18 protein-coding genes are annotated in these 23890 nt (G+C 69.8%); 9 read left to right on the top strand and 9 right to left on the bottom strand.

Annotated elements, in window-relative coordinates:
* The first annotated feature begins 159 nt into the window (after nt 1–159).
* On the top strand, nt 160–1569 hold the full coding sequence (locus tag WG209_RS18665) for a hypothetical protein (RefSeq protein ID WP_337176594.1): 1410 nt from the start codon (nt 160–162) through the stop codon (nt 1567–1569).
* On the opposite strand, the gene WG209_RS18660 is transcribed toward WG209_RS18665, so the two are convergent.
* From WG209_RS18660 to WG209_RS18640, 5 genes are all read right to left on the bottom strand, one after another.
* Nucleotides 1558–3039: a DUF1501 domain-containing protein gene (locus tag WG209_RS18660; protein WP_337176593.1), complete on the bottom strand. Its 1482-nt coding sequence runs from the start codon at nt 3037–3039 to the stop codon at nt 1558–1560. The genes WG209_RS18665 and WG209_RS18660 overlap by 12 nt on opposite strands.
* A 311-nt stretch (nt 3040–3350) precedes the next feature.
* On the bottom strand, nt 3351–6422 hold the full coding sequence (locus WG209_RS18655; protein ID WP_337176592.1) for a DUF1553 domain-containing protein: 3072 nt from the start codon (nt 6420–6422) through the stop codon (nt 3351–3353).
* Between the two features lie 154 nt (nt 6423–6576).
* Nucleotides 6577–6795 (bottom strand): hypothetical protein, encoded by a 219-nt coding sequence (locus WG209_RS18650; protein WP_337176591.1) that lies wholly within the window; start codon nt 6793–6795, stop codon nt 6577–6579.
* A gap of 259 nt (nt 6796–7054) precedes the next feature.
* The gene (locus tag WG209_RS18645) at nt 7055–8410 is read right to left on the bottom strand and encodes a sialidase family protein (RefSeq protein ID WP_337176590.1); all 1356 of its coding nucleotides are present in this window, start codon (nt 8408–8410) and stop codon (nt 7055–7057) included.
* 233 nt (nt 8411–8643) lie between these two features.
* Nucleotides 8644–8916, bottom strand: coding sequence for a hypothetical protein (locus WG209_RS18640; protein ID WP_337176589.1), 273 nt, complete (start codon nt 8914–8916; stop codon nt 8644–8646).
* 360 nt (nt 8917–9276) lie between these two features.
* Between WG209_RS18640 and WG209_RS18635 the strand changes: the two genes are divergently transcribed.
* Entirely contained in the window at nt 9277–10407 is a 1131-nt protein-coding gene (locus tag WG209_RS18635) for an alkaline phosphatase family protein (RefSeq protein ID WP_337176588.1), read from the top strand.
* Here the strand turns inward: WG209_RS18635 and WG209_RS18630 are convergent.
* Both WG209_RS18630 and WG209_RS18625 read right to left on the bottom strand, forming a co-directional pair.
* Entirely contained in the window at nt 10404–11222 is an 819-nt protein-coding gene (locus WG209_RS18630) for a hypothetical protein (protein ID WP_337176587.1), read from the bottom strand. The two genes, WG209_RS18635 and WG209_RS18630, sit on opposite strands and share 4 nt — an antisense overlap.
* Nucleotides 11223–11336: 114 nt before the next feature.
* On the bottom strand, nt 11337–13208 hold the full coding sequence (locus tag WG209_RS18625; protein ID WP_337176586.1) for a PDZ domain-containing protein: 1872 nt from the start codon (nt 13206–13208) through the stop codon (nt 11337–11339).
* A gap of 347 nt (nt 13209–13555) precedes the next feature.
* On the opposite strand from WG209_RS18625, the gene WG209_RS18620 reads away from it, so the two are divergent.
* The 4 genes from WG209_RS18620 (at nt 13556) to WG209_RS18605 (ending at nt 16638) form a co-directional block, all read left to right on the top strand.
* Entirely contained in the window at nt 13556–14626 is a 1071-nt protein-coding gene (locus tag WG209_RS18620; protein ID WP_337176585.1) for a DUF1559 domain-containing protein, read from the top strand.
* An 83-nt stretch (nt 14627–14709) separates the two neighbouring features.
* Nucleotides 14710–14946: a hypothetical protein gene (locus WG209_RS18615; protein WP_337176584.1), complete on the top strand. Its 237-nt coding sequence runs from the start codon at nt 14710–14712 to the stop codon at nt 14944–14946.
* 202 nt (nt 14947–15148) lie between these two features.
* Entirely contained in the window at nt 15149–15556 is a 408-nt protein-coding gene (locus WG209_RS18610) for a hypothetical protein (protein WP_337176583.1), read from the top strand.
* Between the two features lie 248 nt (nt 15557–15804).
* Nucleotides 15805–16638 carry a leucine-rich repeat domain-containing protein gene (locus WG209_RS18605; RefSeq protein ID WP_337176582.1) on the top strand — a complete coding sequence of 278 codons (834 nt, stop codon included), beginning with the start codon at nt 15805–15807 and terminating at the stop codon, nt 16636–16638.
* A gap of 70 nt (nt 16639–16708) precedes the next feature.
* Here the strand turns inward: WG209_RS18605 and WG209_RS18600 are convergent, their stop codons facing one another.
* A complete protein-coding gene (locus tag WG209_RS18600; RefSeq protein ID WP_337176581.1) occupies nt 16709–16909 on the bottom strand; it encodes a hypothetical protein in 201 nt (66 codons plus the stop codon).
* Nucleotides 16910–17340: 431 nt separating this feature from the next.
* On the opposite strand from WG209_RS18600, the gene WG209_RS18595 reads away from it, so the two are divergent.
* From WG209_RS18595 to WG209_RS18585, 3 genes are all read left to right on the top strand, one after another.
* Nucleotides 17341–20667: a DUF5696 domain-containing protein gene (locus WG209_RS18595; RefSeq protein WP_337176580.1), complete on the top strand. Its 3327-nt coding sequence runs from the start codon at nt 17341–17343 to the stop codon at nt 20665–20667.
* Nucleotides 20668–21136: 469 nt separating this feature from the next.
* Nucleotides 21137–22591, top strand: coding sequence for a sulfatase (locus WG209_RS18590; protein ID WP_337176579.1), 1455 nt, complete (start codon nt 21137–21139; stop codon nt 22589–22591).
* Nucleotides 22592–23006: 415 nt separating this feature from the next.
* Nucleotides 23007–23372: a hypothetical protein gene (locus tag WG209_RS18585; protein ID WP_337176578.1), complete on the top strand. Its 366-nt coding sequence runs from the start codon at nt 23007–23009 to the stop codon at nt 23370–23372.
* A gap of 127 nt (nt 23373–23499) precedes the next feature.
* Here WG209_RS18585 and WG209_RS18580 read toward each other — a convergent pair whose 3' ends face one another.
* On the bottom strand, nt 23500–23889 hold the full coding sequence (locus tag WG209_RS18580) for a tetratricopeptide repeat protein (RefSeq protein WP_337176577.1): 390 nt from the start codon (nt 23887–23889) through the stop codon (nt 23500–23502).
* Nucleotide 23890 lies beyond the last annotated feature (1 nt).

The raw sequence follows: 23890 nt of genomic DNA, 5'->3' as shown, positions 1-23890 counted from the left end.
AGGCTCCGGGGACGAAGGGCGGAGTATCGCACCATGACACCAGCGCCCGCGATCCGGGTCAATCATCGCCACGACGGGGCGCGTCCGGGTTAGACTGGGCCATGGACCAGTTCCGTCCGCTCGCCCGTCGAGCGGCATTCCATCCGAACCGGAGGGCCGATGATCGCGACCCGTTTCCTCTCCCTGGCGTGCCTCTGGTTCGCCTCGACCGCCTCCCCCGCCGCCGAGGGGCCGTTCGCGCATCGGGGCTATTACCTCACGTTCATGAGGATGCCGACCTACGACCTGGATGACTGGAAGCGGATCGTCGACGGGATCCGCGAGGACGGCGGCGACACGCTCATGCTCTGGACGGCCGGGGCGTTCCGGTCGGAGCGGTATCCGATCACGTGGGAATACAACAAGGACCACGAGAACGTTCGCGCCGACTTCGTCCGCGAGCTGATCGCGCACGCCCACGCGAAGGGTGTCCGCGTGCTGCTGGGGTTCACGCCGTTCGGATACGACGGCGTGAACCGATACGCGGCGGAGCATCCCGAGCTGAAGGCGACCGGCCCCGACGGCAAGCCGACCGCGGCGTTCGGCATCGGCTGCTGGGGCTGGAACCTCTGCCCGTCGAAGCCCGAGTCGCGGCGATTCATGCTCGACTACGCCCGCGAGATGGTCGACGCCTATCCCGAGGCCGACGGCCTCTTGATCGAGGCGTCCGACTACGCCGCGTGCCATTGCCCGGATTGCGGCGACCGCTATTTCGACCATGAGTTCGCCTTCGTGAAGGCGATCTCCGACCACGTCTGGGGCCGCGAGCCCGACGCCGAGGTGGTCGTGTATCCTCATTACTTCTCGGGCGCGGACGCCCCGGGCCTGGGCGTGCGCGGGGCGAGGATGCCCTTCGACCCGCGATGGTCGCTGATCTTCACTCCCCACAGCGCGGCGCCGGAGCCGTCGCTGATGGAGAAGGCGCGCGGGAGCTACTGGTGGGACGATTCGCCGTCGCGCCACGGCCCGCGCGAGATCCAGGCCGGTGCCCGCAGGGCTCGTGACCTCAAGGCGACCGGCTACGTCCCGTCGTTCGAGGCGTTCACGTTCGTATCCACCGACGCCGAGGAGGGCCAGGAGTGGCTCAAGGGGACACGGCAAACACCCCTGGGCTTCGGTTGGCTCGCGCCCGGCGACCCGCCCTACGACGAAGTCCTCGCGCGGGTCAATCGGATCGCCTTCCGCGAGTTCACGCGCGACCCGGATCTCGATTTCGACGCCTTCCGCGCCATCCTCGGGCGCGAGCTGCTGGGAGAAGACGCCTCGCCCGAGGCCGTCGACGACCTGCTGGCGCTCCAGGCCGTGCTCAACGGCGACCGGACGTGGTGCCAGCCGGCGACCGTCGCCAGCCCGGAGCGCGCGCGGGCCATGGCCGATCGCGGCGAGCTGACGCCGGAGAGACGCGACGCGATCCGAGCGGACCGCGACAGGCTCCGCGCGATCATCGGGCGGCGCGCCGAGTCGAGGTCCGCGGGCGGGCGCGAGATGGCGCGCGTCGCCCGCTGGATCCTCGACCGGTCAGGCGATTAGTTCCTTGACGACGTGGGCGGGGTCGACGCCGGTGAGCTTCTGGTCGAGCCCCTGGAAGCGGTAGCTGAACCTCTCGTGGTCGTAGCCCAGCAGGCGGACGACGGTGGCGAGGAAGTCCCGGATGTGGACCGGGTCCTTGACGATGTTGTAGCTGAACTCGTCGGTCTCGCCGTGGATCGCGCCCGCCTTGCTGCCGCCGCCGGCCATCCACATCGTGAAGCAGCGGGGGTGGTGGTCGCGGCCGTAGTTGTCGCGGCTCAGGCCCCCCTGGCTGTAGATCGTCCGGCCGAACTCGCCGCCCCAGATCACCAGGGTGTCGTCCAGCATCCCCCGGCGCTTGAGGTCCTGGACCAGCCCGTAGCAGGCCTGGTCGACGTCCTTGCACTGGTCCGGCATCCGGCCGCCGAGGTTGCCGTGGTGGTCCCAGTTGTTGTGGTAGATCTGCACGAACCGGACGCCGCGCTCCAGCATCCGGCGCGTCAGCAGGACCGAGTTGGCGAAGGTCCCCGGCTTGCGGGCGTCCTCGCCGTACAGCTCATAGGTCGACTCGGGCTCGTCGGCCGTGCTGGTCAGCTCCGGGACGCTCGCCTGCATGCGGAAGGCCAGCTCGTACTGCTCGATCCGCGTGCGGGTCTCCGGGTCGCCTAGCTGATTGTAGTTCATCTCGTTGAGGGCGCGGAGGCCGTCGAGCGTGTCGCGGCGCACCCGGCCCGGGACGCCCGGCGGGTTGTTGATGAACAGGATCGGGTCGCCCGCGTTGCGGAACGAGACGCCGGCGTGCTCGCCCGGCAGGTAGCCCGACGACCAGAGCCGCCCGGAGATCGCCTGGAGCTGCTCCGTGTTCGACGGCCGCGCGACCAGGACTACGAAGGTCGGCAGGTCGTCGTTCATCGAGCCCAGGCCGTAGCTCACCCAAGACCCCAGGCAGGGCTTGCCGGGGATCTGGTTGCCGGTCTGGATGTACGAGATGGCCGGCTCGTGGTTGATCGCCTCGGTGTGCATGCTCCGGATGAAGCAGAGGTCGTCCACCATCTTCGCGGTGTGGGGGAGCATCTCGCTGACCCACATGCCGTTCTGGCCGTGCTGCTTGAACTTGTACTTGGAGGGCGCGATCGGGAACCGCGACTGGCCGCTGGTCATCGTGGTGAGCCGCTGGCCGCCGCGGATGGATTCGGGCAGGTCCTTGTCGTACCAGTCGTTCATGGCCGGCTTGTAGTCGAACAGGTCCATCTGGGACGGCCCGCCGACCATGTGCAGGTAGACGACCCGCTTCGCCTTGGGGGCGAAGTGGAGCGGCACCGGCGGCGGGCGGTCGGCGCCGACGCTCGGCGAGCCGGCGACGGCCGCCGGCGGGATCACGCCGTCGCGCGCCAGCAGCGACATCAGCCCGGCCCACCCCACGGCGTTGCCGCCGCGGCGGAAGAAGACCCGGCGCGTCTCGTTCAGGGCGTATTCACGGATCGGATCCATGGTCGGTCCTCGCGTGGAGATTGCTTCACTCTGGAGACGCTCGAACGGGCCGGGGACGGACGACCTTGTCCCGCGGTGGAGGCCGTCCAGAACGTCCTTCCCCCCTGGTGGGGGAAGGTGGCCCGGAGGGCCGGATGAGGGGGGGACGAGCGAGACGACCCACGGAGTTAGAAGGGGTCTTCCGTGGCCGGCGGCCCGAACCGGGGCTCCGAACCCCGGCGCTCCTGGGGCGGGCTCCCCCTCATCTGACTCCTACGGAGTCTGTCTTCCCCCTCCAGGGGGGAAGACCGTCTCTCGTTAACCCGGGGCTGTCACTTATTCAACACTTCGTCCATGTTGAGGATCTGGTTCGCGAGCATCGTCCAGGCCGCGGCCTCGGCGGCGGGGACGTTGGGGTCGCGGGGGGCCTCGCCGACGGCCAGGAGCTTCTCGGCGTCGTTGGGGTTGGCCTGATAGTACGAGGCGAGGCGGTCGAGCGACTGGCGGACGACCGACGTCTCCTCCTCGCGGAAGGGGCGGGAGAGGGCGCGGCGGGCCAGGGCGTCCACGCGGGCCTCGAAGGTCGGCGCCTCGGCCAGGACGCGCTGGGCCAGGATCCGGGCCGCCTCCACGAACTGGGTGTCGTTGAGCGTGACGAGGGCCTGCAGCGGCGTGTCGGTGCGCTCGCGGCGGACGGTGCAGACCTCGCGGTTGGGCGCGTTGAAGGTCTCCATCGAGGCCGGGGGCGCGGCGCGCTTCCAGAAGGTGTACAGGCTGCGGCGGTAGAGCCCCTCGCCCTTGTCGGCCACGTACTTCTTGGTGTTGCTCTCGGGCATGGCGACCGCCTCCCAGACCCCCTCGGGCTGGTACGGCCGGACGCTGGGGCCGCCGAGCTTCTCGACCAGCAGGCCGGAGGCGGCGAGGGCGTAGTCGCGGATCACCTCGGCGTCCATGCGGAACCTCGGCCCGCGCGAGAGGAGCCGGTTGGACGGGTCCTTCTCCAGCTTCTCGGGCGTCGTCGCCGCCGATTGCCGGTAGGCCGACGACGTGACCAGCAGCTTGAAGAACCGCTTCACGTCCCAGCCCGACTCGCGGAACTCGACGGCCATCCAGTCGAGCAGCTCGGGGTGGCTCGGCAGCTCGCCGCTGACCCCCAGGTCGCCCGTGGTGCGGACCAGGCCCTCGCCGAAGATCTCCTGCCAGAAGCGGTTGACCGTCACCCGCGAGGTCAGCGGGTGCTCCGGCCGCAGGAGCCACCGGGCGAACCCCAGCCGGTTCCGCGGCAGGTCGTCGGGCATCGGCGGCAGGGCGGCGGGCGTGGCGGCCTTGAGCGGGTCGCGACGCTGGTCGTACTCGCCGCGGAACAGGAGGAATGCCGCGGCCTCCTCGGACTTCTCCTTCATGACGTAGGCGATGGTCCCGCGATCGCGGATGTCGGCCCGTTCCTTCTCCAGCGCGGCGAGCCCGGCGGCCAGGTCGCGGGAGGCGGGGTCGCGGGCGGCGAGCCACCAGGCGAACGCGGCGTCGACCTCGGCGGCGGGCCGCTGGTCGGCGGGCTTCGCGATCAGGTCGGCGACCCGGCCGAGCCCCGCCAGCTCGGAGGCCTCGTCGGCCGACAGCTCGCGGGCGTGGACGCGGATCTCGGCGATGCCCACGTCGGCCGGCTTCGCGCCGTGTTGCCGGCCCCACGCTCTCAGCGGGACGTCGATGCGGATCGAGCCGGCCAGGGTGTCGTTGGTGACGGTCGTCGCGCGGGGCTTGCCGTCGACGTGGATCTTCACGCCGGCGCCCTTCCCCTTGCCGTCGTAGGTGATGAGGACGTGGGTCCAGACGTCGGCCGGGATGTCCTCGGCGGTGACGACCCGGATGGCGTCCTTGGGCCAGTCGGAGACGATGTGCGCGCCGACCTTCCGGCCGGTGAGCCACAGGTCCCAGCCGCGATGCCCGCGCGTCTCGTCCATCCGTGCGAGCACGGCGCCCTCGGCCCCCTTGGCGGGAACCTTGATCCACGCGCCGTAGGAGAACGCCCGGTCCTTCTCGAAGTCGCCGACCGCGGCCGACTGGAACTCGACGCGGGGCGTCCCCTCGCCGCGACTCGGCAGGGCGACGCTCAGCGCCAGGTCGCCGGCCGGCGTCGCCGCGGCCAGCTTCTCCGGCGTCTGCTCGGCGAGCCAGGCGTCGAACGGGCCGCGGGCTTCCTTGGCGCGGGCGTCGATCTCCCCCTGGGCGGAGGCGATCAGGGCGGGGAGCGAATCCCAGCGCCCGGCGTCCTCGGGGCGGGGGACGGTGATCACCGGGGCCGAATCCTTGACGTTGCCGTCGTAGGCCGGCTGGGTCGTGTTGTTGAAGAAGGCCGAAAGCTCGTAGAACTCGCGCTGGGAGATCGCGTCGAACTTGTGGTCGTGGCAGACCGCGCAGCCGACCGTCAGCCCCAGGAAGACGGCGCCGACGGTCTCGGTGCGGTCGCGGGTGTAGCCGACGAGGTTCTCCTCGGCGATCGTCCCCCCCTCGTTGGTCGACATGGCGCAGCGGTTGAAGCCCGACGCCACCTGCTGCGACAGCGACGCGCCCGGCATCAGGTCGCCGGCGAGCTGCTCGATCGTGAAGCGGTCGAACGGCATGTTGGCGTTGAAGGCGTCGATGACCCAGTCGCGGTACGACCACATCTCGCGATAGTTGTCGAAGTGATAGCCGTGGGTGTCGGCGTAGCGGGCGGCATCCAGCCAGTAGCGGCCCCGGTGTTCGCCCCAGGCGGGGGATTGCAGCAGCGAGTCGACGTACTTCTCGTAGGCGTCGGGCGAGTCGTCGGCGACGAACGCCTCCACCTCGGCGGGCTTCGGCGGCAGGCCGACGAGATCCAGGCTGAGGCGCCGGGCCAGGGTGCGGCGGTCGGCCTCGGGGGCGGGCTTGAGGCCCTCGGCCTCCAGCGCCGCGAGGATGAAGGCGTCGATCGGCGCGCGGACCCACGCGGCGTCGGCGACCTTCGGCGGCTCGGGGCGGGTCGGCGTGATCAGCGCCCAGTGGGCCTCGTACTCGGCCCCCTGCTCGATCCAGCGCCTGAGGATGTCCTTCTGCTCCGCGGTCAGCGTCTTGTGCGACGAGGGCGGCGGCATGATCTCGTGCTTGTCGTCCGCGTCGATCCGGTCGACGAGGGTGCTCTCGTCGGGCTTGCCGGGCTCGACGGCGCCCATCTCCATGGCGGCGTCGCGGACGTCCAGCCGGAGGTCGGCCTTGCGGGAGGCGGAGTCGGGGCCGTGGCATGCGAAGCAGTTCTCGGCCAGGATCGGGCGGACGTCCCGATTGTATTGCAGGTCGTCCCCGGCGGTCGCCAGGGTCGGCGCCAGGGCCAGCGCCAGCGGCGCGAGCATGCCGGCGGCGACGCGGATCCCGTTCGATCGCCTCATCACTCGAATCTCCCTTGGGACGTTCGCGACCCGGGCCCGCGGGGGGGCGTCCCGGATCGGTCGAGGGCAGGGGGTCGCACGAGGGCCCGACCGGCGGCGCGGGGACCCATCCATTCCGATCATATCCGATCGGCTCCCCCCGCCGCCACCGAATTCAAGGCGAGCCCGGTCGGCGTCCCGGCGGGGGCCAGGTCCCGGTCGCGCCGACCGTCAGCATGACGAACGCCACGAACAGGCACGCCCCGGCCGCGAGGCCCTTCCCCTGGATCGGCGCCAGCGCCATCATCCACGCCAGCCCCACCAGGACGAACGCCATGACCCACGCGGCGCGCCGGAATGGCCGCCTCGCCCCCGACCTTTCGACGTCGCCCATCGTCGCCCCCTTCGGCTTCGCCCTCCCATCCGCCGCCTCCCCGGGCGATTCGCCCCGATCCTCCCGATCTTGGGGCTGTCGGGCGGCCCGGAACATATTCCGAGATTCCTGAAACCACGCCGATCACGCCGCCGACCATGTAGGTGTTCGATGACAGCGCTCCTTGACAACCCGGAAGCAGTCAAGCACGGCGGGCCGATGCCCCGGGAGGCCCATCGCGCCGTCGGGCCCCCGGGACATGATGTCGGCTTCGTCGCGGTTAGAGGGTGTCGCCCTCGCGACGGCCGCCGCCATGGTCGCTGGGGCGGCTGACGATGGTGTTCAGGGAACTCCCGGGATTGACGAGCCTTCCCGCGAGGATGTCCTCCTCCGTGATCTTCGAGAGGAAGATCGTGTGCTGGCCGATCGTCCCGCGGCCCTGGTCGTAGACGATGTAGATGGAGCCGTCCTCGCCGAGCGTCGCCGAGGGGTAGCTGATCTGACCGTCGTCGCACAGGAGCATCTTGTGCGTGAAGGTCCGGCCGTCGTCGTCGCTCAGGAAGGCCGTCATGCGGGTTCGCGAGGTCCTCGGCGGCCCCACCTCGCGTTCCTGGCCGTGTTCGTCGCGATAGTAGAAGTGGCTCTTGCCGTCCCGATCCTTCATCTGGACGTCGTTCGCGACGAGCAGGACCCTGCCCGAGGGGAGGGTCTTGAGGATGCACTTCGTGTCGATCGAGAACTGCGTCGGGTAGTAGCCGCCCGGCTTCCAGGTCATCCCGCCGTCGGTCGATTCGGCGAACTTCTGCCCCTTCCTGGCGCGGTAGAACGTGAAGAGGCTCCCATCCTCGCGGATGATGGGCATCTGCTCCGCGAAGCTGGCGTCGGGATCCGGGGGGAGTTCGGAGACGAAGACCGGCCGGCCGTCGGCGTCTTCCTTCAGGAAGCGGATGCGCGTCGCGTCCGGTTTGCCGACGAGCTTGAAGTCGTCCATCGATCGCAGGATGGAGCCGTCGGGGAAGATCAGCGGCTTCATGACGGAGATGTTCTTGTTGCCGAGCAGGCGGGGCTCGCTCCAGCCGGTATGTTCGTCCTCGGGGTCGAGCATGGTGAATTCCCACGCGGACGAGGCGAATTCGTCCATGCCCCGGAAGTCCACGTTCCGGACCCCGACGAAGCGGATCTTGCCCTCGGGGTCCTTCCACAGCAGCGGGTCGGAGGCCCCGCCGCCGAGGAGTTCGCTCGGGTCGAAGACGAAGACCTCCTTCCAGGTCTTCCCGTCGTCCGCGGAGGTCGCGATGACCGAGAATTGGTCCTTGTGGTAAGGCGCGCGCTCGGCCTGGACGTTGGAGCCGAACCACGTGGCCCAGAGCCTGCCCCCCTCGGAGATCTCGACCTGAGGGCAGCCCTGGAAGACCCGCAGATTGATGCGGTGCTTGTGGTAGGGCTCTTGCCCCTCGAAATTGACCCGGGTCAGCGATGGCGGCGTCTTCCCCGTGATACCGTAAGGGAACTTCCGCGACACGTCGTCGGGCGACGGCATGGTGGTGTCGCCCAGGACGGATGTCGGGTCGACCGTCTGGGCCTGCAAGGCCGCGACGAGCCCGAACAGCGCGAGGCATGCGGTCAGTCTGATCATGGAGATAAACCCTGTCCTCGATCGTGAATGCGGGGGTCCGTCCAACCCCCTCCGGGAACCTTGGATATCTCGCCGGGCGACCCCCTTGGGACCCGCCGCCATGCGCCCCCGCGATGGGCGGCCGGGGCAAGGCGCGGCGTGAAGGGAGCGGGAGGCTGGCGTACGACTCGCCCGCGAGGGACGAACGTCCCATGGCCCACCCGTCCCCCCGGCCATCGCCGCCCGGTCCGGGGTCAAGGCGCGGGGACCCCGGGGGCCGACATATCCATCCGATCGGCCTCACGCGCCAGGCCGGCGGTCACGGCTAGGCCGATCGGATCGGCCTGGTTCGCGCGGGCCTGGCGCTGGACGCGCGGGAGGTCGCTGGAGGGGGGCGTCGAGGAGTTGGACGAGTCCCGCCCGAGCCTCGCGTCGACGCGTCGCTCCGGACCCCGCGCCGGCGTCTGGATGGCGGCCCACGAGTCGGCGGGTACGGTGTGCCGGGGGATCGGCGGATCGACGCTCATGTCGCCGTTCTAACCGCCCCCGACCGCTCACGCCAGCCACTACCTCGTGGACGGCCACGTCTCTCCCCGACGGAGGACGAGGGCGCGCGCGGCCCGCTCGATGGACCCGACATGGAGAGAAAATCACTTCGAAAGCGACGAACGGAGCCAAGCGTGTCGTGAATTAAATAGTGAAGGAATGGAGATTTGCGCGAATCGTGGGGGTGACGGCGGCGCGCGAACGAACCCACCGCGCGAGGTCGCCGCGCCGGCGGGTTGCGACCCCCCCGGCCATCGGTTTCAATGAACCGCTTCGGCCCGCCCGCGACGTCGCGCGGGGCCGCCCGCCTCCCATCAACCCGCCCCGAGGACCCGCCCGCCATGAAGCCGAACCGCATCCTCATCGCCGCCCTGGCTCTCGCCGTCGCGGCCGTCCAGGCCCGCGCGGAGGACTCCCCGACGGGGCCCGCCCCCAGGACCCGCAACGTCGTCGTCGTCATGACCGACGGCCTGCGCTGGCAGGAAGTCTTCGGCGGGGCCGACCGGGCGCTGCTCAACAAGGAGGCCGGGGGCGTCGCCGACGTCGGCGGCCTGAAGGCCCGGTTCGACCGCGACACCCCGGAAGCCCGCCGCGAGGTGCTCTTGCCCTTCATGACCAACGTCGTCGCGGCCCAAGGGAGGCTGTACGGCGAGGGAGGGGAGGGCTCGCGCGTGACCAACGGCAAGAACTTCTCGTACCCCGGCTACAGCGAGGTCTTCACCGGGTTCGCCGACCCCCGCATCGACAGCAACGACAAGTTCCCGAACCCCAACGTCAACGTCCTGGAGTGGCTGAACTCCAGGCCCGAGTACCGGGGAAAGGTGGCGGCCTTCGCCTCCTGGGACGTCTTCCCGTTCATCCTCAATCGCGAGCGGAGCGGGATGAAGGTCGTCTCCGCCTGGGAGCCCCTCGGGGGCGAGGAACTCTCCCCCCGCGAGAAGATGCTGGACGAGGTCAAGGCCGACGTCCATCGCCTCTGGGCGGGCGTCGGGTATGACGCCTTCACGTTCCATGGCGCCCTGGAGTACCTGCGTCGCGAGAAGCCGCGAGTCCTGTTCATCGGCCTGGGCGAGACCGACGACTTCGCCCACGCGGGCCGTTACGACAACTACCTGGACTCGGCACACAAGTTCGACCAGTACGTCGCGCGGCTGTGGGAGACCCTCCAGTCGATGCCCGAGTACAAGGACGCCACCACGCTGATCCTCACCACGGACCACGGCCGCGGCGACGCGCCGACCGGGTGGAAGTCGCACGGCGCGGAGGTTCCGGGGGCCGACCGGATGTGGGTCGGCATCCTCGGCCCCGACACCCCCGCCCGGGGCGAGACCTCGCTGGGAAGCGCCGACCAGAATCAGGTCGCCGCGACCCTGGCCGCGCTGCTGGGCGAGGACTACAACGCCTACCAGCCCAAGGCCGGCCCGGTCATCGCCGACGCCGTCGGCCGCCGACAGGCACCCGCGGATCGCTAACCGTCGCGACGACGCCGGGCCCGGAAGGCCAGCCCGGCGATCGCCGCGGCGGCGAGCCACGCGCCCGAGGGCTCGGGGACGGCCGCGGGGGCGTCGAGGCCCGGCGGGGTCAGGATCAAGACACCGCCACCGGACGGCTCGGCTCCGGAGAGATGGACCAGCAGATCCCCGCGATCATCGATCCCCAGCGCATAGACCGAATTGCCATACCGCGCCAGCAGCTCGGGCGGGATCAGGTCGCGAATCGCGGTCTCCACGCCGGTCGCCACGTCGTGGAGCATCGAGCCGCCTCCCATGCCGCCCGACCCCGCCCGGTTGATGAGGATCTGGCCCGATTCGCTCAGTTGGGGGAACTCGTAGTATTCGCCATGGAAGGCGAGCTGGCGAAACGGCGAGAAGCCGCCGTCGGCCTGCTTCACCGCGTAGCCGAGAGCGGGGTTCCGCCAGGGGTCCGAGCTGGCGTGTATCGGGATGGTGCCGAGGACGATCCCCGAGCCGTTCACCGCGACCGGTCGCATCGTGTACGTATTGAGGACGGGCCGGGTGGCTCCCTGCCTCACCTGGTTCGTCGGCAGCCCGTCGAAGTAGCCGGACGGTAGCGAGCCCAATCGGTCGCGCGTGCTCTGGAGGAAGGCGTGCGAAGTCCCCGTCGCCTGGTTGCTCACCATCCCGTCGGCGATCGGGACGTTGCCGACCTCTCCCGGGGTGCCGACGTAGGTCGGGGTGTAGTACGCCGAAGCCTCCGCCCGCGACGGGGCGACGACGCCCCAGGCGGCCACGATCCCGAACGCGATCACCCATCCCGGCCGCATCATGGACGTCCCTCCCTGGTCGACCTCCCCCGACATGATGATGTCACGGGGGCGATCGGCCGGGAGTGTAGATGGAATCCGCGGGATGGTAAACGCGAGTTTACCGAGGCGAGCGGATCACTCGCCCAGCCACGCCTTGCGACGGGCCTTCTGGGCGTCGGTGGAGTCCGGGTTCAGCTCCAGCACCCAGTCCCGGGCGGGCTCCTGGGCGAAGGTCAGGTCCAGGCGCTGGAAGCGGTCGCGGCGGGCGATGAGGAGGGAGACCTTGTCACCGGGGCGAAAGGCCTCCAGCCGCTTCGACCACTGGCCGGCCGGGACGCGGTCCTCGTCGAAGCCGAGGATCTCGTCGCCGACGTTGAGGCCGGCCTCGAACGCCGGGGTGTCGCGCTTCACCTGGGAGACGACGAGCCGGCCGTCCTCGACCTTGGTGGTCGCGCCGAGCCACGCCTTGGGGGGCTTCTCCTCCTTGCCGGGCTCGGGCTTCTTCTCGGGCTTGTCCTTGGCGAACCGCAGGCCGAACCACTCGCATATCTCGGAGTAGTCCAGCTCGTCGGTGGTGCGCAGGGCGCGGTGGAAGAAGTCGGACAGGTCGACGCCCGCGACCTCGGCGGCGGTCTGCTCGAACTCCTCGGCCGTGAAGCCCCGCTCGCCCGAGTAGCGCCCGTAGGCCAGTCGCATCACGTCGTCGAGCGATTTCGCGCCGTCGGTCGCCTTGCGGATCCTGGCGTCCAGCATGAAGGCGACGACGGCCCCCTTGACGTAATAGCTGATCTGGACGTTCGGCGTGTTCTCGTCGCGGCGGTAGAACTTGATCCAGGTGTCCTGGGACGACTCGGCCAGCGGCTGGACCAGCCGCCCCGGCGTGGTCTGCACCCGCTCGATGTCGTTGATCGTGCGGTCCTCGCCGGGCGTCGGGGGGTCGCCGGCCAGGAACTCCGCGACGCCGCACAGGCCGGCCCGGCGGACCATCAGGCGGTCGTAGTAGCTGGTGATCCCCTCGGCGACCCAGAGGCTGGGGGTGTGGACCTCGTTCTCGTAGTCGAACGGGCCGAGTTCCACCGGCCGCAGTCGCTTGACGTTCCAGGTGTGGAAGAACTCGTGCGAGGCGAGGTACAGCCACGAGAGGTAGCTGGGGCGCGTCCGCGTGGCCCATCGGCTGGCCATCAGCACGGTGGAGTTCTTGTGCTCCAGCCCCCCGCCGGTCTCCCCCAGGATGTTGAAGAAGACGTAACGGTCGTAGGGCAGGTGGCCCCAGAACCCCTTCTGCGTCCGGACGATCGCCTCCACGTCCCTGGCCGATCGCGGGCCGTCCCAGATCCCGGCCTCCCCTTCGTTGACGAGGAGATGGGGGACGCCGTCGACCTCGAACTCGTACACCGCGGGGCTGCCGGCGTAGATGGGGCTGTCGACCAGCGTGTCGTAGTCGGCCGCGACGTAATGGTGGGGGGCGCCGGCGGGGGCGTCGGGGAGCCCGGTAATGGTCCGGGCCCAGCCGGGGGCCGGCTCGACGACGACCTCGTGGGGCCTGGCGAGGCCGTCGGCCGGGGTCATGAAGGTGGCCGCCCCCTGGAGCATGGCGAACGACGAGTCGATCCAGTTGGACTGAACGGCCATCGTCCGGCCGTAGACGCGGTACGTCGCCACGACCTCTTCGGCGCCGCCGGTCGCGACCTTCCAGCGGTTCTTCCGGCTCTTGGACCACTCCAGCGCCGCTCCGTCGGGCTTCCTCGCGGCGAAGCCCTCGACCTTGCCGGCGTACTCGCGGACGAGGTACGAGCCGGGGGTCCAGACGGGCAGCATCAGCTCGACCTCGGCCTTGCCGGCGGCCGGGATCCGGGCTTCCACCTCGACGTAATGCGTCTGGGGGGCGGGGAAGCGCGCAACGTAGCGGACCGGCTCGGCCGCGCCGGCCGCCGTGGCGGCGATCGTCGTCATGAGGCACCAGAGGGACAGGGTCGAGGGCGACGCGCGCCGGGGATTTCGGGTCATTCCAGCCTCGCTGTCGTCGGGGGTCGTCCCCGGAGCGGCCCGGGGACCGCGATTCTAAACCCCCCGGACACCCGCCGGAACCCCGCCGTCACGGCGACGACGCCCGGCCGCGCCCGCCTCGTCGACCCCCTCGGGCCGAGGCCTTGCGCGATCGCGATGCTTTTTTGCGCGTTTCGGACTATCTCCGCGGCGGGACGGCGGTCTATCCTCGCTCCGGGTGGATTCCCGAACCGTTCGGATCACGTCGCCGGGATTGCTCCGTCCCGTCGTCGTCCCGGCCCCCGGTCGCGCGACCCCGCCCGCACACTTCTTCAATGCTCATCGTCGTATTCTGGGGAGTTCCTCTCATGCTCCGACGCCCCATGCGCGGTTTCACCCTGATCGAGCTGTTGGTGGTGATCGCGATCATCGCGGTCCTGATCGCCCTGCTCCTCCCCGCAGTCCAGGCGGCGCGCGAGGCGGCGCGACGGTCGCAATGCGTCAACAACCTGAAGCAGATCGGCCTGGGGATGCACAACTACCACAGCACCTCCGGGACGTTCCCGCAGGGGGCGTCCAAGAACGCCAAGGACTGGCCGGGGGACAGCGACCTGGTCTGGGCGTCGTGGGGCGCTAACGCCCTGCTCCTGCCGTACCTGGAGCAGTCGGCGCTCTACGCCGCGGCGAACTTCTCGTGGGGGGTCAACCCCTACGGCGACCCCTGCTACCAGATCAACAGCACGGTCGCCAACACGAGGCTGGCCGCGTTCCTCTGCCCGTCCGACCCGAACGCCGGCCGGCCGAACATCAACAATTACTACGCCTCGGTCGGGACGACGACCGACTTCATGACGATCGACTGCTGGGGGGGCATCAACCCCAACTGCCGGCCGAGCGGCTCGACCGGCGTCTTCACCTACTTCATGACGTACGGCCTGGCCGACATCACCGACGGGTCGTCGAACACGATCGCCTATTCGGAGTCGCTGACCGGCAAGGAGGGCGCGGGCAACACCTACCGCGGCAACAGCACCCGCGGCGTCACGGACCCCGGCATCGTGATGTTCAACGCGGCCCGGCGCCCCGACCTGATCCTCACCGGCCTCCAGAACTGCGCCACGGCGTTCAAGAACAACCAGAACATCGCCTCCAACAAGGGGCAGCTCTGGTCCTTCGGCGCGCGGGGGTACTCGCTGTTCCAGACGATCCAGACGCCCAACGACAGCCAGTATCAGTTCGGCTCCTGCCAGTTCGGCTGCCCCGACTGCGGACTGGACCAGTCGTGGTCGGTCGGCGCGCAGAGCGCCCACTCCGGGGGCGTGAACGCCCTGTTCGCCGACGGCTCGGTCCGCTTCATCAAGGACTCGATCGCCCGGCCCACCTGGTACGCCCTGGGTACCCGCGACATCGGCGAGACCATCGGGTCCGACAGCTACTGACCACGTCGAGCCCCCCGCGCCGCGCAGGCGCGGGGGGCGTGCTCATGGCCGATCACCAATCCGTACCCGAAATGAGGACGCTCATGCCCGCCTCGCGCCCCATCAAGGCCCTGTCCCTCGCCCTCGCCTCCTCCGTCGCGATCGCCCTCGCCGGCTGCGACGGCTCCGCCGGAGACGGCGAGCAGGCCTCCCCCATCAACGAGCAGGAATCCCGGAGCCAGGCCCAGGCCTACCAGAACTTCGCGAAGACCAAGAAGCAGGGACGCCCCGCCGGCCCCCCCAAGGGCCAGGCCAAGGATGAGTCGAAGGCCACGCCCTGATCCGCCCACCCGCGTCGCCGGACCATCGCCGCGGCGGCCCTCCTCGCGAGGCACCGCCGTTTTTCGCGCGCCCCCCGCCCGTGGCCCCTCGGCGCGTCCTACGGTATACCTGGTGAAATGCGGGCCATGCGGCATCCCTGCTGCATGGGCAAGGTGGAGTGTCTCCCCCTCGCAACGAGTACGACACCAGGAGAGTCTGCAAATGTCGAGGATTTCGTGGATCGTCGCGGCGGTCGCGGGCCTGAGCCTGCCGGCGGCCTCGGCGCAGGAATTCGCGGGGGCGCCATGCCCTTGCCAGGGCGCGGCGGGTTCGGTCGTCCACGGTTCGGTCGTCGACGGCCCGGTCGTCGGCGGCCCGATCGTCGGCGGCCCGATCGCGGGCACGGTCGACGGCGCGATCGTCGACGGCGCCGGGCTCGCGAGGCCCGCCCACCACTACAGCTACTACATCGACTTCCCGGCCCCGGCGCGGACCTACGTCCCCTACGGCCCCACCGACGTCTTCTCCTTCCGCGGCCAGGCCTATGGCCACGCCTACGACCGTTGGACGTGGCCGGCGATGTCGAACGCCTCGCCGGGCGTGGGCCGGTATTACCAGATCCTGCGCTGACGGACGCGGATCGGGGCGTCGGCGCGTCGCGCCATGCGAACGCGCGTCCCTTCTCCCGGGAGGAGTGGGGACGATATCGGCGTTTCGGTCGTCCCGGCCAAGGTCATCGGCCGGGCCCCTTCGTCCCCCCGCCCGATGCGCAACATCTGTCGCACGGGCGCGGGGTCGCGTATCCTCGAAGGGGACGAGACCAGGGGCCCGGCTGTCGCGGGCCCGGGACATCCGAAGCCGATGGAGGACGATCGACGATGGCGGGACAGGGGATGTGGCGGGCCGGCGCGGTTCTCTCGGTCATGCTGGCGACGGCGACGGCGACCGCCAGGGCGGACGGGCCGTTCCCGGACAAGAACCTGGAGGCGGCGGTCCGAGCGGTCTTGAAGCACGAGCCGAACGTCGAGCTCACCGACGAGAAGCTGCGGGACGTCTACATCCTGGAGGCCGTCGGCAAGGACATCAAGGATCTCGCCGGGCTGGAGAAGTGCAAGAACCTCGGCCTCCTGCGCCTTTCCAATAACCAGATCGCCGACCTGAACCCCTTGAAGGGCCTGGCGAACCTGCAGTCGCTGGATCTGGCCGGGAACCAGATCGCCGACGTCTCCCCGCTGGCCGGGCTCAAGGGCTTGCAGTATCTCGAACTCTCCAAAAATCAGGTGGTCGACGTGGCCCCGCTCGCCGGGCTGACCGAGCTGAGCGCGCTGTACCTGGGGGGCAACCAGATCGAGGACGTGGGGCCGCTCGCGTCGCTGGAACGGCTGGCCTCGCTGGGCCTGGGCGGGAACAAGATCAAGGACGTCGGGCCGATCGAGAAGCTGACGAAGCTGTCGACGCTCGACCTGCGTGACAACCAGGTCGAGGACGTCCGGCCCCTGACCAAGCAGCCCGACCTGAAGCTCCTGATGATCGAGCGCAACCAGATCAAGAATCTAGCGCCCCTGGTCGACGCGGCGAAGGCCGACGCCGAGGGCGCCCGGTCATTCGCCCCCTACCTGCGACTTTACCTCGACGGCAATCCGCTGCCGGACGACGTCCGCGGCCCCCAACTGGAGGCCCTCAAGGGGGCCGGAGTCCGCGTCGAAGGTTGACGCGGCCGGCCCGCGCCGAAGCCCGCCCGTCCCGCGCGACGACCCTCGTCGCGCGGTCGGCGGTCGGCGGTCAACGGGCGGCGTGCCACTCCCCGGCCACGTGGGGGAGGCGGGAGATGGCGGGGTAGGCCCTCGCCTCGGCGGGGATCGGGGCGAAGCGGGGCTTGGGCTCGGCCGTGACGTACTCCGCGACGACCGGCGCGTAATGGATCACCCCAACGGCGAGCCCGATCATCCCCACCCAGACGGCGAGATCGGCGATCTGACGCATCTCGGCTGCCCCCCTTCCTTGCCCGTCGGGCCCCTCGTCCGCGAGAGCGGCCCCCTTTATCGAGTCACCATCCGCGCGAAAGGTTCGCGCGACCTCCCCCCGCCGGGGACGCTGCCGACCGGACCGGAGTCGTCACCGGCCCCTTGCCAACCTAGGGCGCGGGGCGGGCGGCGCGTCGCATAATTCCGCCGGGTCGCGCGGGCCGCCCGGCTCGGCGCGTCGGAGTCCGCCGTGGACCCGGGAGGTCCTCCGTCGGCGAACTCGCGGCTAGGCCCCGGATGGCTCACCCCATACGCAACAGGCGGGCCGATTCCTCGCGCCTCCGGAGGATTCCGCCGGGTGGCCCCGGTACGCCGGGTGGCCTATAAGGGAGTCAGACAGCGCGAGGGCCGATGGAGGCCCCACGCCGGCGGGAGGGATCGATGACGAGCATGCGGATTCTGATCGCGGGGCTGGCGATTCTCGGCCTGGGGGCGGCTCCGTCCGACCCGCTCCTGGTCGCGCCTGACGGGCCGACGTGGAACCTGGACGACGTGGGGATCTACCGCGTCGGGTTCGCCTACCGGGGCAAGCCCGAGGTCGATTTCCCCGTCGGCTGGTCGGGCCAGTTCGATGAGCGAGCCGGCGTCGCGCTGATCGGCGACGGACTGCGCAACGGCCGGGAAGCCGTGCTCCACCATTGCCCGTGGCGCGGCGGCACGGGGACCGCGTTCCAGGAGTTCCACCTCCAACTCCCCCGCGCGGGGCGGATCGTCCTGAAGGGGGCGACGGCGCTTCGCGAGGATGGCGTCGGCAAGTCCGACGGCGTCCGCTTCCGGGTCGCGCTGGACGGCCGGACGCTACTCGACGAGCTTCGAACCGACGCCGACTGGAAGCCGTTCGAATTCGACCTGACGAAGGACGCGGGAAAGGCCGTCGTCGTCCGGTTCGAGACCGACCCCGGCCCGAAGGACGACGCCAGCTTCGACTTCGCCCTGTGGGCCGGCCGCTCGATCGTCCTCGACGGTTACGAGCCCACGCGCAAGGTCCGCCCGGCGGCGCCGGCCGTCGCGTTCCGCGGCCTGGCCTCGCGCGAGGGGAGGGGCCTGGCCCCCCCCGCGACCTCGCCGGCGAAGGTGGAGATCCGCCGCGACGGCGACGCCTTCGTCCTCCGCTCGACCGACTCCCTCGGCGCGTTCGCCTTCCGCTGGGCCCTCCCGACCACCCCCGGCGCCGAGGCGTCCGAGCTCACCGAGCCCGGCGCGTTCGGCTCGATCGTCCTGGAGGCCGACCGCGAGGGGGAGGCCGTCAAGGTCCCGCTCGCCACCACGGCGCGCGTCGCATGGACCGCCCCGGCGACCGCGGGGGAGGCCCGATGGGAAGCGGACGATTCGCCCGTCCTCGTCCGCGCGTTCGACGTCGGCGGCCAGGCCGCCACGCTCCGCGTGAAGGGCTCCATCGTCGGCCGGAGCCTGGCCCTCGACGTGACGGTCGACCGGCCGGTCGTCGCGCGGGTCGATGGCGGCTCGTGGGGCCCCACGCCGTCTCGCCGGGACGTGCCGACCCCGTATTACAGCGGCGGTCGGATCACCTATCTCCCCGCCGAGGATCTGTTCGTCTCCAGCCAGGTCGACTGGACGACCTCGCTCGCCTCCCGCCATGAGAACTCCCGCGCCGACTACCTTGCGCTCACCGACGGGTCGCGCAACGCCCCCGCCGAGCGCTTCCTCTACTCGGCCGCGTGGACGATCCAGGAGGTCATGCCGAACATCCCAAACCCGCCCTCGCCCCACATCGAGGACATGGCCGGCCGCGTGGTGCTCGACATCTGGGGCGGGCGCTACGCCGACATCGCGAGGAAGTTGGAGGCCCTGCACGACGCCGGCCTGCGCGACCTGGCGGTTATCGTCCACGACTGGCAGCGAAGCGGCTACGACAACGCCCTCCCCGCCCATTACCCCGCCGCCGAGGACAAGGGGGGCGAGCCCGGCATGCGGGCGCTCAAGGCGGCCGGAAAGCGGCTCGGCTACCTCGTCGCGCTGCACGAGAATTACGTCGACTACTACCCGAACTTCGAGGGCTTCGACGAAAAGCACATCGCGCGAGACTCCGAGGGCAAGCGCCAGCTCGCCTGGTTCCACCCCGGCAACAAGATCCAGTCGTTCGCGATCAAGCCGACGGTCATGCTCGACCTGGCGAGGACGCAATCGCCCGAGATCCACCGCCGGTACGACACCGACAGCTCGTTCCTCGACGTGAACTCGTCGGTCCCCCCCTGGTTCCACGTCGACCAGGAGGCGGGGGTCGACGGCGCGGGCAAGTTCCAGCGCGTGCGACAGGCGCACGTCGAGACCTGGCGATACCTGCGGGAGGTCCACGGCGGGCCGGTGCTCGGCGAGGGGAACAACCACTGGTACTGGAGCGGCCTGCTCGACGGCGTGGAGGCCCAGTTCGGCTCCGGCTGGCCGAGCAACGCCGGGCTCGACGCCCCGCTGTTCGTCGACTTCGACCTGCTGAAGATCCACCCGCTCCAGCTCAACCACGGCATGGGCTACTACGAGCGATGGTGGGACAAGTCCCGCGTGCCCGGCGGGTCGCCGCCGCCGGTGGCGGTGCTGGACCAGTATCGGGCCCAGGAGGTCGCGTTCGGCCACGCCGGGTTCCTGAGCGGCTCGGCGTGGGCGTCGGTGCCGCTGGCCTGGCTGGAATACAACCTCATGGCCCCGGTGACGAAGCGGCTCGCCACGGCCCCGGTCATCGCGATCCAGTACGAACTGGGCGGGGAGTGGATGGACGCCTCCGCCGTGGTCCGCTCGGGCGTCCCCACGGCCGACGCCTGGAACCGCGTCCGCGTCCGCTACGACGGCGGCCTGACCGTCGTGGTCAATCAGTCCGCCGAGACGATGAGGACGGAAGGGGTCGAACTGCCGCGCTTCGGCTGGATCGCCCGCGCCGAGGGCTTCTCCGTCGGCACGACCCTGCGCGGCGGGATCGTGACCGACTCGGTCGACACGCCCGACGCCTTCATGGCCAACGCGCGATCCGCCGTGGACTGGGACTTCTCGGGCGTGGCCCGCGTGGAGCCGACCGCGACGTTCCGCCAGACGGGGCCGCGGACGTTCGCCGCGCGCTACGCCTGGAAGGTCCGCGGGCCGGTGCGGCGCGACTACATGACCTTCGTCCACTTCGGCAAGCCGGGCGCGGGGGACGACGACATCCTGTTCCAGCAGGACCACCCCCTGAAGACGCCCATCAGCCGCTGGAAGGCCGGCTCGACCGTCGAGGACGGCCCGTACGAGATCCGCGTCCCGGACGGCCTCCCCGACGGCGATTACGCCTGGACGATCGGCCTGCACGCCCCCGAGACGGGCCGCGCGGCGCTGGAGGGGCCGACCGACGGGACCGGCCGCAATCTCATGGGCGTGATCCACGTCTCCGACGGCGGCCGGACGATCCGGTTCACGCCCGAGAAGCCCGCGGAGACCGACCGCGGCGCGGCGTCGCTCGCCAACCTCAACATCGAGAACAAGGTCGTCGACTTCGGCCCGGTCAAGACCGACGGCGGCGTCTCGATCCGCAAGGTCGGCCGCGAATGGGTCGCCCACCTCGTCCCCCGCGATCGGGCCTTCTCGCTGCAACTCGACACGACCCGATTCGGCAAGCCGTCCGACATCCGCGCCGATGGCGGCTCGTCCCCCCGCGTCGCCCCCACCTTCGACGGCCGCTGGATGCGCCTCCGCCCCAACGGCGCGAAGTCCTACCGCTGGCCCGCGGAGTAAGTTGAAGCCCCGGGGGAGCGTATCAACGAGTCGAGCCGTCTCAATCTCCGACTCCCCTCGCGGGAGTCGGAGATTGAGGCCTTCGACGAAATCCCGTTCGCGAAAGCATTTGCGGCGGCTGGTCCGGCGGACGCGCGAGCCGCTGGATTTTTTACAGCCTGCCTTGTGAAAAATCCCGTTTGCACCCTTGATCCGGGCCAACCGCCCGCCTATACTTCGAGTCAATGAGACTGAATCTCAGTCTCGAATCTTCCCGCGAGGTTTGAGTGGTGCCTCTTCGCGGGTCCCTCCCCGGAGGCGACCGGCGCTCCCCGCGTCATGGCGCTTCCGCTTCACTTCCCCCGACCGTCCTGGTCGACGACGGCCCCGGATGAGACAAGGCATCCGGGGCCGCCGTCCTTTCGAAGGCCGGTCGGTGTAGAATCGTCGGCCGCGGTCGATATCCCGGTCTCGCTCCCGGAGGACGCCCATGCTCGCGCGCCGAACGTTCGCCGCCCTCGCGGCCCTGGCCCTGCTGATCCCGGCCGCCCGGGGGGCCGATCGCCCCAACGTGGTGTTCATCCTGGCGGACGACCTGGGGATCAACGACCTGGGCGGTTACGGCCGGGAGGAGCACGCGACGCCCCGGCTCGACGCGTTGGCGGCGAGCGGGGCGCGGTTCACGTCGGCGTATTGCGGGCTGTCGATCTGTTCGGCGTCGCGGGCGGCGCTGATGACGGGGAAGTCGCCGGCGCGGCTACACCTGACGACCTTCCTCCCCGGCCGCCCGGACGCGCCGTCGCAGAAGCTGCTGCACCCGGACATCGCCCAGGGGTTGCCGTCGTCGGAGGTCACGCTCGCCGAGCGGTTCAAGGCGATGGGCTACGCGACGGGGATGTTCGGCAAGTGGCACCTCGGGAACGGCCGGGGGTCGAGGCCGGGGGATCAGGGGTTCGACGAGGTTTTCACGCCCCCGGGGGACTCGAAGCCCTCGGCCGACGAGGGGGGCAAGAGCGAGTACGCGATCACCCGCGAGGCGATCAAGTTCCTGGAGAGCCGCAAGGACGGCCCGTTCTTCCTGTACGTCGCCCATAACACGCCGCACGTCGCCCTGACCGCCCGGCCCGAGCTGGTGGAGAAGAACCGCGACGCCTTCCACCCGACCTACGCCGCGATGATGGAGACCATGGACGACACCGTCGGCATGATCCTCGACGCGCTCGAGCGGAACGGCCTGTCGGAGAACACGATCGTCGTCTTCACGTCGGACAACGGCGGGCTGCACGTCCTGGAGGTGGGGGACGTCCCCACCCACAACACCCCCTTCCGCGCCGGCAAGGGGTATCTGTACGAGGGGGGCCTGCGCGTCCCGCTGATCGTCTCGTGGCCGGGCCGAATCCCCGCCGCGACGATCGACGACCCGACCGTCAACATGGACTTCACCCCGACCCTCATGGAGCTATGCGGCGGCCCCGCGCCGGCCGAGCCGGGCCTTGAGGGAGTGAGCATCGCCGGGCGACTTCGGGGCGGCCCCGCGCCGGCGCCGAGGCCGTTCGCGTTCCACTTCCCGCACTACACCAACCAGGGGAGCCGCCCCGCCGGCTCGCTCCGCGAGGGGGACTGGAAGCTCATCGAGAATTACGAGGACGGCCGGCTTGAGCTGTACGACCTCGCCGCCGACCCCGGCGAGCGTCGCGACCTCGCCGCCGAGCAGCCCGCGCGGGCCCGCGACATGCGGGCGCGGCTCGACGCCTGGCGGAAGTCGGTCGGCGCGCAGCGCAACGAGCCCAACCCGGAGTACGACCCCGCGCTCGCCGCGCCAATCTATCGAGACTTCGACTCCTCCACCGTCCGCCCGCTCGCCACGGCCGCCGAGACCGCGGCCATCTTTCGCGTGTGGCGCAAGCTCATGAACGCCGCCGTGGCCGGGGCCAGGGGGAAATAAGAAGAGGCTATGTAGAATAATTGAAAAGCATTCGTGCTAAGTAAAACCATGACGAAGAACACGAGTTTCGCTCCAATGCCGGCTGGTTTCCGTGCCTTAAGCATGGGGGCCGACATTGGATTCATGTTTGCGTCGACCCGCCCGTGGAACTTGAGAGGTGGTATTCGGGCCGACTACCATGCGTGTCGTCCTACCATCCAGGCGAGGCAGGATAATGATCTTATGCAGGGCGGTAGATAGGGTCGTGACTTGTACCTCGTCTTGGCACGAGTCTGGATGCGTCGTTGGAGCCACTGTCAACACTTGCTGTGTTCCTGAAGGCGTGCTTGTTCCGCAACCCCCGATAGATGAATGGCGCATCGAGACGAGCTTTGGACATCTTCTTTGTGTTGAATTATCGAGGCCGAACGGCGGGATGCTGGCGGCGTTCAATTTGACGTATCCGCTTCCGGTTGATATCAATGGAACGTCTCTCCGCGACAGGAGCATCGACCACATCAGTGGATACCCGTACTTCGACATCGACCTAAACAGGTGCTCGACAACGAGAGGAGCCGCTTCAAATTCCTTGCGTCGTATTTTCGAATCCAACATGGTTTATTCAATCTCCGTGACGCGCATTCATTCCATCTTGATCGAATTCGATTCGCCTCCCGTCACGGCGATCGAAGCTGGCAAAGAAATAAGCCTTGGAATCAGCAGTGATGGTTCTTTGGTCGCCGTTGAATTTACGAATCCTGGCGGCAAGGCGCTTGAATCGCTAAGAAAATTTAGAAGGTAGTTGTCGCGCGGGGCGGACCGCCTGAAGTGATCGCTTTTCCCGGGCCCTAAGGCTCCAGACGGGCGCGGACTCCATACCCGGCGCGTCACCCGCGGGCCGAAGCGGCTCCCGTCGAACCTCTGGGCCGTCAATCGATCAGGGCGCGATACTTGGGATCCTCGTCGATGAAGACGGCCTCCCCCTCGATGGCGAAGGCGAGGCGGAATTGCTCGCCGGCGCGGGCGAGGTCGCCGAGTTCGTGGAGGCACTGGCCGAGGCGGAGGTGGAGGAACGCGTTGGCGTCGCCGCCGGGGAGGGTCAGGGCGCGCGCCAGGTCGTCGCGGCCGGCGGCGTAATCCCCCTGGAGGAACCGGGTGTAGCCGATGTTCCCCAGGATCCACGCCGACCCTTCCTGTTCGTCGGCCGGCTCGCCGAGCAGGGCCCAGGCGGACTCGTAGGCTTCCAGGGCCTTGGCGTAGCTCCCCGCGTCGGCGAGGTCCACGCCCAGGTCGCACAGCTCCTCGATCTCGTCGTTCACG

The sequence above is a fragment of the Paludisphaera sp. genome, from assembly GCF_037189885.1.
GTDB lineage: Bacteria > Planctomycetota > Planctomycetia > Isosphaerales > Isosphaeraceae > Paludisphaera.
The sequence above is the reverse complement of the archived record's forward strand: the minus strand, read 5'-3'. Positions and strand labels throughout refer to the sequence as shown.

What these genes read in the sequence shown, in the direction of transcription:
- WG209_RS18595 (WP_337176580.1), top strand. Translation starts at nt 17,341, where the DNA reads ATGCGGATTCTGATCGCGGGGCTGGCGATTCTCGGCCTGGGGGCGGCT.
- WG209_RS18665 (WP_337176594.1), top strand. Translation starts at nt 160, where the DNA reads ATGATCGCGACCCGTTTCCTCTCCCTGGCGTGCCTCTGGTTCGCCTCG.
- WG209_RS18590 (WP_337176579.1), top strand. Translation starts at nt 21,137, where the DNA reads ATGCTCGCGCGCCGAACGTTCGCCGCCCTCGCGGCCCTGGCCCTGCTG.
- WG209_RS18650 (WP_337176591.1), bottom strand. Translation starts at nt 6,795, where the DNA reads ATGGGCGACGTCGAAAGGTCGGGGGCGAGGCGGCCATTCCGGCGCGCC.
- WG209_RS18660 (WP_337176593.1), bottom strand. Translation starts at nt 3,039, where the DNA reads ATGGATCCGATCCGTGAATACGCCCTGAACGAGACGCGCCGGGTCTTC.
- WG209_RS18645 (WP_337176590.1), bottom strand. Translation starts at nt 8,410, where the DNA reads ATGATCAGACTGACCGCATGCCTCGCGCTGTTCGGGCTCGTCGCGGCC.
- WG209_RS18610 (WP_337176583.1), top strand. Translation starts at nt 15,149, where the DNA reads ATGTCGAGGATTTCGTGGATCGTCGCGGCGGTCGCGGGCCTGAGCCTG.
- WG209_RS18605 (WP_337176582.1), top strand. Translation starts at nt 15,805, where the DNA reads ATGGCGGGACAGGGGATGTGGCGGGCCGGCGCGGTTCTCTCGGTCATG.
- WG209_RS18615 (WP_337176584.1), top strand. Translation starts at nt 14,710, where the DNA reads ATGCCCGCCTCGCGCCCCATCAAGGCCCTGTCCCTCGCCCTCGCCTCC.
- WG209_RS18620 (WP_337176585.1), top strand. Translation starts at nt 13,556, where the DNA reads ATGCTCCGACGCCCCATGCGCGGTTTCACCCTGATCGAGCTGTTGGTG.
- WG209_RS18585 (WP_337176578.1), top strand. Translation starts at nt 23,007, where the DNA reads ATGCTGGCGGCGTTCAATTTGACGTATCCGCTTCCGGTTGATATCAAT.
- WG209_RS18655 (WP_337176592.1), bottom strand. Translation starts at nt 6,422, where the DNA reads ATGAGGCGATCGAACGGGATCCGCGTCGCCGCCGGCATGCTCGCGCCG.
- WG209_RS18600 (WP_337176581.1), bottom strand. Translation starts at nt 16,909, where the DNA reads ATGCGTCAGATCGCCGATCTCGCCGTCTGGGTGGGGATGATCGGGCTC.
- WG209_RS18630 (WP_337176587.1), bottom strand. Translation starts at nt 11,222, where the DNA reads ATGATGCGGCCGGGATGGGTGATCGCGTTCGGGATCGTGGCCGCCTGG.
- WG209_RS18625 (WP_337176586.1), bottom strand. Translation starts at nt 13,208, where the DNA reads ATGACCCGAAATCCCCGGCGCGCGTCGCCCTCGACCCTGTCCCTCTGG.
- WG209_RS18635 (WP_337176588.1), top strand. Translation starts at nt 9,277, where the DNA reads ATGAAGCCGAACCGCATCCTCATCGCCGCCCTGGCTCTCGCCGTCGCG.
- WG209_RS18640 (WP_337176589.1), bottom strand. Translation starts at nt 8,916, where the DNA reads ATGAGCGTCGATCCGCCGATCCCCCGGCACACCGTACCCGCCGACTCG.